The following is a 13057-nucleotide window of genomic DNA, read 5'->3' on the forward strand; positions in this document are numbered from 1 at the left end:
ATTGGCATTCAAGTACTGTGGCGAGGTTGGTTAAAATTACACGATCTCTGTGAGGGTTGGCAGCTTGCAAAAGAGACTTAACGGGAAAAGTCAGGCTAACTGATGCCTACGGCGGGCTACGCCAACGGCGGGAACCGCCGCTCAACGCCAGTTCCCTTAAGTGGGGAAACCCCACCAATGGACTGGCTCGACTTTGCGCTATTTACGCGCCCGCTGTACTAGTGCAAGAAGGTTTGTAGTAAGCACTAAAGTGCTAGGGATTTGCCGGGATACCTACAATCCTCTATGGATGACATTCCATAACATCCCATCCTACCAAGTAGCTAAGTAAGAAAAAACAAAGGCTCTTGTCACCCCAAAAGCATTAACTGAAACCCTTAATATTTCGTTAACTCACAAAAGTAAATGTATCTTAAGAAGTATTTTCAAAAAAAGGTAAAGCAAATATGCTGTTACTGCTCAAGTTTCGACTTTTATAGCTTATATTTAATAAAGTAAAAATTTTATTAGGTAGGGCTTGCTGTAATGGGAGCATCTTGGTCGTTAATGTGATAAGTTTATGGGACTGAATAGCGCAAAGAGTTAATTTGAGCGTGCACAAATTTGATTACCCCTGATCATTGATAGATAAGGTAGTAAATTAAAAAAATAGGTTTTGCCATATTTATTTACAAGGTGTCCGCTCTTGCAAGTAACCCGCTCCTTGCCTGCTCAATCGGGTCTGAAGTATTGAGGAAGGTATGGGGTTTGCTTCTCCTGCTCTCTTTATTCACAGCTACGCTTCATAGTTTTGTGAGTTGGGCAACATGAACGTGGATGGATTTAGCCAACAGATAGACAAATTGCGCTCGCAGGTACAGGGACTATTGGAATGCGATACAACTAAGCCAATCTCACAACAAGAGATCATCATAGAGGCTTTCGAGGAACTCAACATTACAATGGAAGAACTATTGACAGCCTGCGAGGAGTTAGAGATAACACGAGCGGCAGTAGAGAAAGAGCGCCAGCGTTACCAAGATTTGTTTGAGTTCGCTCCAGATGGTTACTTGGTAACTGATATTGAAGGGACAATCCAAGAGGCTAACCATGCAGCAGCAATCTTGCTCGGTGTCAACCAAAAGTATCTAATAGGTAAACCATTCATTATCTTTATTGCTCAAAAAGACCGCCAGTCCTTTCATTTTCAAATGAACAATTTGCAGCTACTGAACTGGGAAATTAACCTACAGCCACGGAGACGAACGCCTTTTCCTGCTAGTCTTAAAGGGTCTGCGGTATACGACCTTAAGGGGAAGGAACTTGGCTGGCGTTGGCTGCTGTGCAATATCAGTGAACGCAAACAAGCTGAAGAAATGTTGCACCGAGCTTACGATCAGTTAGAAATACGGGTGGCGGAACGGACAGAGGAACTGGTAAAAACAAATCAGAAATTGCTGACTGAAATTACAGAGCGCAAACGAGCCGAGTCACAACTGCTGCACCTTGCGTTACACGATGCACTGACGGGTCTGCCAAACCGTACTGAATTTATGAACCGCCTAAGACGTGCGCTTAATTATTCAAAACGGTATTCAAATTATCTATTAGCTGTAATGTTTATCGACCTGGACCGATTTAAGCTGATCAATGACAGTTTTGGACACTTAAGTGGAGACCAATTACTGCTTGCTACTGCAAGTAGGCTAGAACGATGTATACGCTCCATAGATACAGCTGCACGGCTTGGGGGAGACGAATTTACAATTTTGCTTGAGGGAATTCAAGATGTATCAGACGCCATCACAGTAGCTGAACGGATTCAACAGGAACTGGCGTTACCCTTTGAGCTTGACGGACAAGAAGTGTTCATAACGGCAAGTATTGGCATCGCGTTGACTTCGATAGTAGACTATGAAAACCCAGAAGACCTTTTGAGGGATGCTGATACAGCAATGTACCGAGCCAAGGTGCTAGGCAGAGCGCATTATGAGCTATTCAACTCAGATATGTATGCTAATGCTTTGGCGAGAGTGCAGTTAGAGACGGATTTGCGCCGAGCAATTGAACGGCAAGAATTTCAGGTTTATTACCAACCGATTGTTTCGCTCACTAGTGGCTCTATTTTAGGTTTTGAAGCTTTGTTGCGCTGGCAGCATCCAGAGCGTGGTCTACTTAATCCAGCAGATTTTATTCCTCTGGCAGAGGAAACTGGACTAATTTTCTCCATTGGCAACTGGGTGTTGCATGAAGCCTGTCGCCAGATGCAAGCTTGGCGGGTATGTCATCATTCCAACTTCCTAGAGAAAATCAGTGTCAATCTCTCCCTCAAGCAATTTTCCCACCCGGATTTGATTGAGCAGATTAGGCAAATTTTGCACTCAACTGGTCTTGATGGTGGCACTCTAGTGTTAGAGATTACTGAAAGCGCAATTGTGGAGAATGGCGATCAGGGAACTGCTGCACTCTTACAACTTCAAAAGATGGGCATTGAGTTATCAATTGATGACTTTGGTACAGGCTATTCCTCATTAGGTCGTCTTTATCACTTTCCGATTAGTGTGTTGAAAATTGACCGTTCTTTCATCAGCCCGATGGGCACTAATAGTAAGAATTTAGAAATTATTGAGATAATTGTTACATTGGCACACAAGCTGGATGTAGATGTCCTAGGCGAAGGAGTAGAGACAAAAGAGCAACTAGCACTTCTAAGAAAGTTGAACTGTGAATATGGCCAGGGAAATTTTTTCTCCGTTCCATTAAATAGTTCAGCAGCAGAGGCATTAATTATGGCAAATCCTCGGTGGTAAGGGTGCTTTAAATAGGCACTTCTAAGGGACTGGGCAGGAAATGAGTATGGGAGATTGAACTCACCGCTAAATTCCTAGCTTCTCTAAGAGCGAACTTTTGTTTAGATTCCACATTCCGCACCTTCAAATTTGACTATTGGTTTTTACTGCTTTTTCTATGCTGAGTACTTGAGAGCAAAACCAAAGCTGTGGAAATGTCGAATCTTCTTAGTAGATTTACGTAAACTTTAAGAAAACATAAAGCTTACAGTGGGAATATTGTAGTTAACCTGTATTACTGCGGAAATAAATGACGGTTGAAGAAGCGATGCCTGCGGCGGGCTACGCCTACGCTCTAGTTGAGCAATTATTGGAATCAGGACGCTTAACGAGAGTGCAAGAGATTGTATTTCGCTACGCCTGGGAAGGGAAAACTTACCCAGAAATGACGCGAGAAGTCACATATGACCCCAGTCACATCAAAGACGTTGGTTCGCAACTATGGCGATCGCTCTCTCAAGCTTTAGATGAAAAAGTTAGCAAGAATAATCTGCACAGAGTCTTAAAGCGAACCGCACACCAGTACAATAGCGCAAACACATCCCTAACATCAAACCTCCAGCCCTTCACGCCTTACCTCGATTGAGGAGAGGCGATCAATCTTTCCCGCTTCTATGGACGTAGCACTGAATTAGAAACCTTGAGCCAATGGATTGTAGGCGATCGCGCTCGTCTGATAACTTTACTAGCAATGGGTGGTATTGGTAAAACTGTGCTTGCAGTTAAGGTTGCAGAACATAACCAAGATGCGTTTGAATATATTTTTTGGCGGCAGTAGTGACTCTCAGGTGCGATTGTAGGATGTTGAAGCAGGTACATGTCTCCAAATCTTGTCAGGACATACTGTTTAGTCCTGATGGTGAAATGCTTGCAAGTGCAAGCCACGACGAAACGATTAAACTGTGGAATGTCAGAACTGGCGTATGCTACAAAACGTTTCAAGCTTCACGACCTTACAAAGGAATGAATATTGCCAGAGTAAGAGGGTTAATACCAATTCACAATTCGCAATTCGCAATGACGCTCTCTACGAGACGCGCAAGGGACGCGGACTCGCTCTAAGCGTAAAGCCTGCGGCATAGCTTCGCTTAGGGCGCAGCCTCTCGTTCGCTGTCTTCGTCTCTGAAAGAGAAGAGAAGCTATACCGTTGGCATTCGCGGAGCGTGTCGCAGACAAGCCTCTCGTTGGCGTTAGCGTCTCTGAAAGAGAAGAGAAGGCTTTACGCTGCGCTAACGCAATTCAATAACTTAGATGCAGCAAGGCTTTGAGGGTTTACATTTGTTTCATTATTTTAGGGAATTGGTATAACCGATGCACAGAAAGCTTCGTTAAGGGTGCTAGGTGTGGTTGAAGTTGAGTCCGAGATTAATTTATGAGATAACCCCTTGTAAATCTAAGAAAAACATGGTATCGCTTTCTACTCAAATAACTGATTTGGTGACAGTAGCACTTCCTTCTCTTTTACCTGGCGATAAATCTCTACTAACTCTTAACTCCTAACCCCTAACCGGAGGAGGAGCGTCTTTGGCTTTGTTCCTAACTCCTAACCGGAGGCGGAGCGTCTCCGGCTCCGTTCTTAACTCCTGATCAATGACTGTCAACTTTCGCTAAATTGGAAAAAGATAAACTCAAGGAAATTTTAAATGTCAGCACAATTGTTACTGGTAGATGATGAACCAGGGATACGGGAAGCCGTGAAGGACTATTTGCAAGAGAGCGGTTTCAACGTTCAAGTCGCCAGTAACGCCCTTGAAGGTTGGGAATGGATGCAGCTGAATACACCTGATTTAGTGATTTCCGATGTCATGATGCCTCAGGTGGATGGCTATCAGTTTCTCAAGCAACTGCGTGAAGATCCCCGCTTTCAAGCGCTCCCAGTAGTATTTTTAACTGCTAAAGGTATGACAGGCGATCGCATCCAAGGCTATCATGCTGGTGTTGATGCCTATCTACCCAAACCCTTCGATCCAGACGAGTTAGTGGCTATAGTCGAAAATTTGCTAGCCCGCCGCGCCGCTAAGGCTTCAAGTACGGGAGATGAGGTTGAAACCCCTGATATTGCTGAACTAGCCAATCAAATTGCCCAAATTAAGGCATTGTTAACTCAAAGAAATGCCATTTCTCAATCGCCAGCCCCTTTCAAAATTGATTTGACTCCCAGAGAACAAAGTGTTTTGAACTTGGTCGCTGAAGGGTTGATGAACAAAGAAATCGCCCGACGTTTGGAAACCAGTGTCCGCAATGTAGAAAAGTATGTCAGCCGTTTGTTTAGTAAAACTGGCACCAATAGCCGTACAGAGTTAGTTCGTTTTGCTCTAGAACACGGTCTTGCTAAATAGAAATGGGGCATTGGGCATTGGTTATTCTCCATCTTCCCCTGCTCCCCCTGCTCCCCCTGCTTTCCTTGCTCCTGGGTAATTGGTAACAGGTAACTGGCTGCTAAACCATGACCTATTACCAGTAATAGATAAAACTATAAGTATTTCAGCAAATCAGGCACTGAGCTAAAGCAAAAAGCTAAAAGAAAGGTTATTTATTTTTACTTTGGTCTTTTAGGTTTTCATTTGATTTGCGCCTGTTGTCCAATTCCCCATCTGTAAAGACACAGGGTTTTATTATTCCTGAATGTTTTGATAAAAACTCGGTAAAATGCACCCAGCTGAATTTGCTCTCAGCCTTTACCAGTACCCTTTGCTACAAAGTTTTCCATTGAGGAAACTGTTCCTGGGACTTTGTGTTGCTAAATAAAACTTTCACAAAGTAGAAATCACAGTATTCTATGAATTTTACTTACTGCTTAGTTTCTATTGCAACGAGGGTATGGGAGCAACATTTGATTTGATGCCCAATTCACGTTTTGCCACTATTCAAATTACACCTTTAACTTTGTGGATTCTCAGCAGCATTACGCAAACGCATTAGCTGGCGTCGCATTTGAGGTGAGGCTTTGAACTCGGACACTTCCTGCGCTTTGACGGACGCTTGCAGCGTCTCTAGAAAGTCGTCAGAACCCTCGGTCAAGGCATCAAGTAGCACCTGTAACAGTTGTTCGCGATCGCCCAATAGACTCTTTTCCTCAATCAACCGGAATTTGAGATGTATTTCGCACTCATAAACACCTACTTCGAGATTATTTATCTGGCGTGGTAATGCTTTGGAGTTCATAGCTATTGAGATTCCTTTACTTGGTGGTCATGAGGGTAAGGAGGTAGATGTCCAGCAAAATTCTTTATATCTTTTTTGAATCCAAAATGCTTGAATTAAGAATTTTTCTTCATCAATCACCTTTGTATTCCATTTCACTCTCCTGTGCTTTATTTTAAAGCTAGATTTTCACTGTCTAAATTTTGATGTGACTGTGCCAGATGTACTTATGGTAAGCCATAACTATTATTCAGTTTTTAAGATTCTACACAATAAAGTTTCTGTAAGAAGTTGTTCGACCTTTTTAAAACTTTTTACATCAGCTTTATGTTAACGTCAATAACAGTTTGAGTTGTTACTTTAATTTTGGTGTTTATACGTAAGTAAAACCCCTTAATTTTTTTGAGTTTATTAAAGCCAGAGGTCGATGTAGCGTTATTCAGTAAAATTACTAGATGTACGTTTTTTTCAGCAGCAAATTCAGAATAAATTTCTGAGTATAGTTATTAAGGAAAAAACTTTTGTTCTCCAGAAAAAAATGTACACAGATCAAATTATTCCTGCCGAGTGCCTTACCCTACCGTCTTTTGGGCTTGATTGAGTACAAAAATCTTAGCAGTAGGTAAGATGAACACACCGCTTAAACTTGTTTATATGCCCCAAATCAAAACATTCTACCCAGTAATTTTTACAGAAAAATAATTGGACTACTGTCAGTACTAGCAACCAGATCCGTCTTCAACTCCTAACAGAAGTAATAAGTTAATCAGTACAACTGATATTTTTACTTATGCCCATTTAATATACCTTTTGAAACTACGTTCAAAGCTTGTAAATTGAGAGCATTCAAGCTCAGAGATAACGTCTACAATAATTTCAGTGTAATCCACCCAAATCTTACACCTTTTTATGGATAACCCGATGCTGCTCAAGTCCACAACCCGGCATGTCCGCATTTTTGCAGGGGAAATTGACCAAGATGGTGACCTGGTTCCCAGTGAACAGGTTTTAACGTTAGATGTTGACCCAGACAACGAATTTAACTGGAATGAAGATGCGCTGCAAAAGGTTTACCGAAAATTTGATGAACTAGTAGAAGCATCTAGTGGCGCAGACCTGACAGACTATAACTTACGCCGTGTAGGGTCAGACTTAGAGCATTATCTGCGATCGCTCCTGCAACTTGGCGAAATCAGTTACAATCTCTCTGCCCGTGTTACCAACTACAGCATGGGAGTTCCCCAAGTTGCAATTGACGACAAACAATAAGCGAATGAGTTAGTAGCGTTCTGGCTGAACCCTTCTGTGTCAACTTCCAGCTATTGTCATTAGTACCAAGTACCTCGTTCCCAGCCAGAGGCTGGGAATGCCCTCTGTGAGGCTTTGCCATCTCCCCAAAGAGCATTTCCTTCTTAGAACCTGGAAACGAGATTAGCGAAACAGTGCTAAAGAGATTTTTAAAGCCACTTCATTCGTCAGGTACTGTCGCCAAAAATATTTTTAGTAATTTTAATTCTTAATTAAAGTTAATTGTTGCTATCTTACTTATAAACTAAATAAATATCAACATTACCTGCCTCTTGATGATGGGGTAATTCAGCAAAAGTAAATAGCGCAGTTATGCTTGGGTTATGCTTTGGTAACAGGGTTGGAGTTAGTTGCTTTGGCGATGGAGAGTCACAGGGCAATAGAAGCTATGATGAGGCTGTAGGGTTGACTTAAGAGCGTATTCTTTGGATAAGTAAGTATTAGCACCTGCTGATATCCGCCAGCTAAAATCATCATCTAAAGTCTGGGTATGTCAAGTTTAAGAAAGATGAGCGGTCTAGATTATCCCTACTAATGCTATTAAAGAAATTGCCAATCGCTGATCGGTGCGAAAACTATGGAAAATGATGCGGCAACGCTCTACTGTCCAAATGAAAATTGTCAGGCTGCCAACCCCCTGAACCACAAGTTTTGCCAGCGATGTTCCACGCCCCTACCCAAAAATTACCTCTGGGCTGTGGTAGATGGCCCGAGTGTGGGTAGCCCTGGACAAATATTAGCTGATCGCTATTTAGTCCTTGATAAATTTGTTCTTTTAGATACGAAGCCTGGTTTATTAGCGCTAACGCCTGAGTTAGATAATTTCCAGCCTCTAAAAGCTTACCTGAGACTCATTCCCTACCGCTTACACGTACCGCAGGTATATGGAGTGCTTTTTCTAGCTGAGGGTTCCTCCCATCGAGAAATATTACTCTTAGAAAAACCGCCACTATTAGTAGATCACACAATTCAACAAGTGCATTTGGGCAGCGAGTTAACCACCGCTTGGCGTGATGCTACATCGATGCGCCAACTCAATTGGTTATGGCAAATAGCTCATCTGTGGCAACCTCTTGCGAGTGAAGGTGTCGCCTCTAGCTTGCTTGACTCCTATGTATTACGAGTAGAAGGGTCATTAGTACGTTTGTTGGACTTGCGTTTCGACGCCGCAACATCACCAGAATTGCCCCAATTAGGTGAATTTTGGCAGCAGTTGGTCAGTGATGCCAAACCAGCCATAGCTGAATTTGTTGATCGCGTTAGCCTTTGCTTAATTCAGGGAGAGATTAATTCAACCGATCAATTGATCGGAGTTTTAGATCGGGGACTGGCTGGGTTAGGGCGATCACAAACACCCACGATCAAAATTATCACCAAAACCGACACTGGACCAAGTCGCCAACGTAACGAAGATGCCTGTAGCCCCCCCAGTGGAACTCTAGTGAGCAAACCACCCCAGCCAACAGCCTTAGCAATTGTCTGTGATGGCATCGGTGGACACGAGGGCGGTAATGTCGCCTCAAATTTAGCCATTGAAACGATCCAGCAGCAGGTACAGCAACTAACAAAAGTTCCCTACGACCACATAGACCCCTCACTGCTGCTTAATGACCTAGAAAAGGCAGTGGCAATTGCCAATGACAAAATTAGTCAGCGCAATGACGGTGAAAATCGCCAAGGGCGTCAACGCATGGGCACAACTTTAGTCATGGCATTGCCTGTTGCACACGAAATGTACATTACCCACGTTGGCGATAGTCGTGCCTACTGGATTACACGTCACGGCTGTTATCAAGTTACCCTCGACGATGATGTCGCCTCCCGCGAAGTGCGGCTAGGTTATGCCATTTACCGCGAGGCTGTGCAACAGAGTGCTGCTGGTTCTCTCGTCCAGGCTTTAGGCATGGGGCCCAGCACTTCATTGCATCCCACATCGGGACGGTTTATGCTCGATGAAGATGCTGTTTTTCTGCTCACATCCGATGGTTTGAGTGATTTTGATCGGGTGGAGGAGTACTGGGAAACAGAAATCTTGCCGATTCTAGTTAGGGAAGCAAATATAGCAAACGTTGCAGATAGATTAGTCGAAATCGCTAATGTTAAGAATGGACACGATAATGTCACCGTCGCTTTAGTCCACTATCAAGTTCAATACTGGGAACCAGAAATCACGATCAAAGCCGTAATTGCAGAGAGTTATTCTGCTAAAACTGTTGATTTCGCGTCCAGAGCCACAGATGCGACACTTTTAGGTAGCTCAAATCACAAAACTCAAGTCATTCCCGACAAAGAGTCGGTCAAAACTCCTATTTTCCCGCTACAATGGATAGTTGCGTTAATATTTGTGGTAGCAGCAGGTTCTTTAGGATTCTTCGTGAAGCAACTGCGATCGCAATCAGGACCATTTCCAATTTTTTCCAATCCGATATCAACTCCAAACATTAGCATCGAAGCGACACCCATACCGCGATCGCTTGCTAACGTTTCTCCTGGTTGGGTAATTAAAACCAACAATCAAATCTCTTTGGGAAATAATCAATCGCTTCCCCGTGGGACTTTTTTAGAAGTTATTGAAAAAAGATCAAATCCCAAACCTGCTTCTGGTGATTTTTCGGTGTATATGCGAGTCTGTGTTAATAAAAGCACACAAACTCCAGTTAATACTAATAACCCAGTAGTAACTTCCTCAGTTCCACCAAATTCAAAACCTTTACCGCAAACAGAGAAAACAGTATTGCTGGACTTGTCCCAACTGAACCGTTTTGGCGTGTCTGTTTTACAACCAGACGCACCCAATCCATGTAGAACTGTCACGCAACCGTCAGTTATTCAACCACCTGACACCAGTCCAACTTAATCAAATACTCGATAAACTTGTAAAAACCTGGAATAATAACAGGTAACAACCAGAGTAAAAAATTTACAAGCTCAAAAAGTAGAAAATTTTCACCTTAAAGAATTGTTATTTGAAATTATTTGTTTTAGCTTTTAATTTAATGAATCCATGCCATCCCTGAATTTGGCGCTCGCCCGTCTTTTAAACACTGGCACTAACAACTTCGCCATTTGGGTGGTCAAAGCTCCCTATCCCAGTGGCTATGTTTTACGTGACTGTGTGTGGCCTGTTGAACTCACCCAAGTCTGGCAAGAATGGCAGCAGATGTTTGCTGGTCATAGTCGCCTAGATATTTCCTCAAACTCAACATCTCAAAAGCCCAACCCACTCCCCCTAGATTGGATTTCACGCTCTTCAGGTCAAACCACTGGCCCTTATAGCAGTCGTCTGATGCAATACTTGGGAATGAATTTATGGCGCTGGGTATTCGACGGACAAATTCTCGGTAGTCTAGAACGCAGTCGCGGTATTGCTATGGGTCAGCATACACGTTTGCGCTTTCGACTGGAAATTCGCGACCCAGATTTGATCGCTCTGCCTTGGGAAATTATGCAGCGTGAGCCTGGTCAATCGGCTATGTCTCTCTCCCCAGATTTGCTATTTAGTCGCACCAGCAGTGAAGTTGACGCCTTACCGTATTTGCGAACTGACCAGGCTTTAAGTATCCTGCTGGTTTTAGGTCATGATGAAAAGCTGCAACTGGAACAAGAAGCTGCTATCTTACAGCAAACTCTTGCAAATACGCCTGGTAATTCCCAAAAATATGCACCTTGTATAGTAAATCAACTTTTACAACCAACTCCACAGGAGTTAATTGAAGAATTAGAAACCAGAGCATACAATGTTTTGTTTTACGCTGGACATGGTTTGCCAGATCCAGACGGGGGGTTACTGTTTTTGCAACCAGATATGCCCCTCAATGGAATAGAATTGGCGCAAGTATTGACCCGTACAGGTGTGAAACTAGCGGTTTTCAACGCCTGTTGGGGCGCACAACCAGCTGCTATGAATCATCAAGCTGTACCTGCCAGTAGTTTAGCAGAAGTACTGATTCGTAATGGTGTGCCTGCGGTTTTGGGGATGCGCGATGAAATCGCTGACCACGAAAGCCACAGTTTTATTCAAGCCTTTACCGAAGCTTTGCGATCGCACATGCCAATTGATGAAGCCGTAGCCCAGGCTAGGCAAGAGTTGTTAACAGTGTATAAATTTAATCAACCAGCTTGGACTTTGCCTGTTCTTTACCTGCATCCAGATTTTAATGGCGAACTTATTAAGAACCTGGATGAAGGTATTACAGAACTACCAGACACAGCTATTCCTGATGTCGGTTCCTCGCTTCCGACTGCTTCTTTGCGATCGCTCACCCCAAATGGTAAAACCTGGTTGTTGCGTTATGGGGTCACTCGCATCGGCCGCACGAGCGACAATGATATTGTCATCCTTGAACCATCTGTTTCTAAACGCCACGCCGAAATCTTCTGCCGCAATACTCTTACTGATGCTACACTGGTGCGAACTTATTACTTGCAAGATTTTTCCACCTACGGGACAACCTGGTTTTTAGGCCCTAAAGGCTGGCAACAAATCCTCCGAGAGGAAGTCCCTTTAAAATCGGGAATGCAGTTAAAGTTTGGAAGTGCTAGAGGTGAAACCTGGGAGTTTCTTATTGAAGATTCCTAGCAGAGCTATTGCACGAATGGATTTGAGTTTTTAGCATCAGCTTTTAAAATCTGTTTTTATTGGATAAAATATCAACTATTTTTGCGGAAATCTCTTCTTAGGAATTGTAGCTGTCAATACTACCAAAGAATCATGAGGCAATAAAAAATGGCTGACAAAATTAACGGCTCAGACACTTTCTCCTCTTTGCCATCTCAAGTAGATTTAGAGTTTTTAGAAGCCTTACTGCAACCAGACGATGCTACCTATCCCTGGAATCCAGGTGATGAGCAATCAGAAGCTTATTTTCAGGAACTAGAACAACAGTTCGGAATGCAAGATTTACTCGAAGAAGAACTAACGACGCGATCGCAAGATTTTTACAGTCATTTAGACACACTTTGGTCTAATATCTCCGTTGGATCAAACTATAATCTCAATCCCCAAGAGGCAGTAGTGCATAATCTTCAAGAAACATTACGTACTACTTTTTTTGCCTATGTCCCCCAAGTATTGCTCAACACCATTGCCACCAAAGCCGCTGAAATATTTGCTTCTCACCAATTAATGGGTGAGCATCTAGTTGAGTGCGTTCAGACAGTACTACCAACTTGGGGAACAGAGGATCTTTTAGTTTTGGCTCGTCCTTTTGCTTACGCTATGCGAAGTAGCGAATCACAGAACGCAGCATCTACGCTCAGTAATCTTAAAAATAGCGAGTGGACAGCTTTATCAGAAGTAGAGAAAGCAAAGGTTAGTTTAGCAATCGCTTCCTATGCTTTCAATCAACTCAACAAGTCTCAGTCTGAACCATAACTTGAGTCAACTATCTCTCTTTTCTACATAAATTTCCGGGGGAGGGCAGGCAGATTTATCTGCTGATAATGTTTGTGCTGCAATTTTAAGCATTTACTAATTCTTAGTCTTTTAGAAAAATGTGCCTAAAGTAACAATACGATAAACTAATTCTCAGATCAGACCATCTATCCCAAGATATAAATATTCAAAAGTTAAGAGTCAAAAGTTCTTTTATCTCTTCTTCTTTCCCTACTCCCCTGTTGCTACTGAAGTTTAGATGCCTGCGGCAAGCCGCAAAGGTCTATAGCGGTACTTCTTCTCTACGATACGCTACGCGTAGCAAGCTTTAAGAGAAAGGAAAGGGTACAAAGAACCCGTAGGGTAGCCGCCGCGATCACTTCTGTTTATTCCCTCTGCCCCA

Annotated in this window: 10 protein-coding genes; 9 read left to right on the plus strand and 1 reads right to left on the minus strand. The window is 43.0% G+C overall.

Translation table 11 applies throughout. From position 1 onward, the window contains the following. The first annotated feature begins 806 nt into the window (after positions 1-806). The 5 genes from V7L29_RS34400 (at position 807) to V7L29_RS34420 (ending at position 5167) form a co-directional block, all read left to right on the plus strand. On the plus strand, positions 807-2789 hold the full coding sequence (locus tag V7L29_RS34400; RefSeq protein WP_334689096.1) for a sensor domain-containing protein: 1983 nt from the start codon (positions 807-809) through the stop codon (positions 2787-2789). 289 nt (positions 2790-3078) lie between these two features. Continuing rightward, positions 3079-3414 carry a hypothetical protein gene (locus tag V7L29_RS34405; RefSeq protein WP_334689097.1) on the plus strand — a complete coding sequence of 112 codons (336 nt, stop codon included), beginning with the start codon at positions 3079-3081 and terminating at the stop codon, positions 3412-3414. A 9-nt stretch (positions 3415-3423) separates the two neighbouring features. Continuing rightward, positions 3424-3606: an NB-ARC domain-containing protein gene (locus tag V7L29_RS34410; protein ID WP_334689105.1), complete on the plus strand. Its 183-nt coding sequence runs from the start codon at positions 3424-3426 to the stop codon at positions 3604-3606. Between the two features lie 23 nt (positions 3607-3629). Then, positions 3630-3890: a WD40 repeat domain-containing protein gene (locus tag V7L29_RS34415; RefSeq protein WP_334689098.1), complete on the plus strand. Its 261-nt coding sequence runs from the start codon at positions 3630-3632 to the stop codon at positions 3888-3890. A 581-nt stretch (positions 3891-4471) separates the two neighbouring features. Beyond that, positions 4472-5167 (plus strand): response regulator transcription factor, encoded by a 696-nt coding sequence (locus V7L29_RS34420; RefSeq protein WP_334689099.1) that lies wholly within the window; start codon positions 4472-4474, stop codon positions 5165-5167. 541 nt (positions 5168-5708) lie between these two features. Here the strand turns inward: V7L29_RS34420 and V7L29_RS34425 are convergent. After that, positions 5709-5993 (minus strand): Npun_R1517 family heterocyst differentiation transcriptional regulator, encoded by a 285-nt coding sequence (locus V7L29_RS34425; protein ID WP_100900764.1) that lies wholly within the window; start codon positions 5991-5993, stop codon positions 5709-5711. Between the two features lie 888 nt (positions 5994-6881). Between V7L29_RS34425 and V7L29_RS34430 the strand changes: the two genes are divergently transcribed. The 4 genes from V7L29_RS34430 (at position 6882) to V7L29_RS34445 (ending at position 12654) form a co-directional block, all read left to right on the plus strand. After that, positions 6882-7241: an NAD(P)H-quinone oxidoreductase subunit M gene (locus V7L29_RS34430; RefSeq protein ID WP_334689100.1), complete on the plus strand. Its 360-nt coding sequence runs from the start codon at positions 6882-6884 to the stop codon at positions 7239-7241. A 616-nt stretch (positions 7242-7857) separates the two neighbouring features. Further along, positions 7858-10137, plus strand: a complete 2280-nt coding sequence (locus tag V7L29_RS34435; RefSeq protein ID WP_334738298.1) for a protein phosphatase 2C domain-containing protein — start codon at positions 7858-7860, stop codon at positions 10135-10137. A gap of 147 nt (positions 10138-10284) precedes the next feature. After that, positions 10285-11859, plus strand: coding sequence for a CHAT domain-containing protein (locus V7L29_RS34440; RefSeq protein WP_334738299.1), 1575 nt, complete (start codon positions 10285-10287; stop codon positions 11857-11859). A gap of 147 nt (positions 11860-12006) precedes the next feature. Further along, positions 12007-12654 carry a hypothetical protein gene (locus V7L29_RS34445; RefSeq protein WP_334738300.1) on the plus strand — a complete coding sequence of 216 codons (648 nt, stop codon included), beginning with the start codon at positions 12007-12009 and terminating at the stop codon, positions 12652-12654. The last annotated feature ends 403 nt before the right edge of the window (positions 12655-13057 follow it).

It is taken from the genome of Nostoc sp. (genome assembly GCF_036916575.1).
GTDB lineage: Bacteria > Cyanobacteriota > Cyanobacteriia > Cyanobacteriales > Nostocaceae > Nostoc.

Coding starts and splice junctions, on each gene's coding strand:
- V7L29_RS34400 (WP_334689096.1), top strand. CDS start 807: ATGAACGTGGATGGATTTAGCCAACAGATAGACAAATTGCGCTCGCAG.
- V7L29_RS34445 (WP_334738300.1), top strand. CDS start 12,007: ATGGCTGACAAAATTAACGGCTCAGACACTTTCTCCTCTTTGCCATCT.
- V7L29_RS34430 (WP_334689100.1), top strand. CDS start 6,882: ATGGATAACCCGATGCTGCTCAAGTCCACAACCCGGCATGTCCGCATT.
- V7L29_RS34425 (WP_100900764.1), bottom strand. CDS start 5,993: ATGAACTCCAAAGCATTACCACGCCAGATAAATAATCTCGAAGTAGGT.
- V7L29_RS34420 (WP_334689099.1), top strand. CDS start 4,472: ATGTCAGCACAATTGTTACTGGTAGATGATGAACCAGGGATACGGGAA.
- V7L29_RS34440 (WP_334738299.1), top strand. CDS start 10,285: ATGCCATCCCTGAATTTGGCGCTCGCCCGTCTTTTAAACACTGGCACT.
- V7L29_RS34415 (WP_334689098.1), top strand. CDS start 3,630: ATGTTGAAGCAGGTACATGTCTCCAAATCTTGTCAGGACATACTGTTT.
- V7L29_RS34405 (WP_334689097.1), top strand. CDS start 3,079: ATGACGGTTGAAGAAGCGATGCCTGCGGCGGGCTACGCCTACGCTCTA.
- V7L29_RS34435 (WP_334738298.1), top strand. CDS start 7,858: ATGGAAAATGATGCGGCAACGCTCTACTGTCCAAATGAAAATTGTCAG.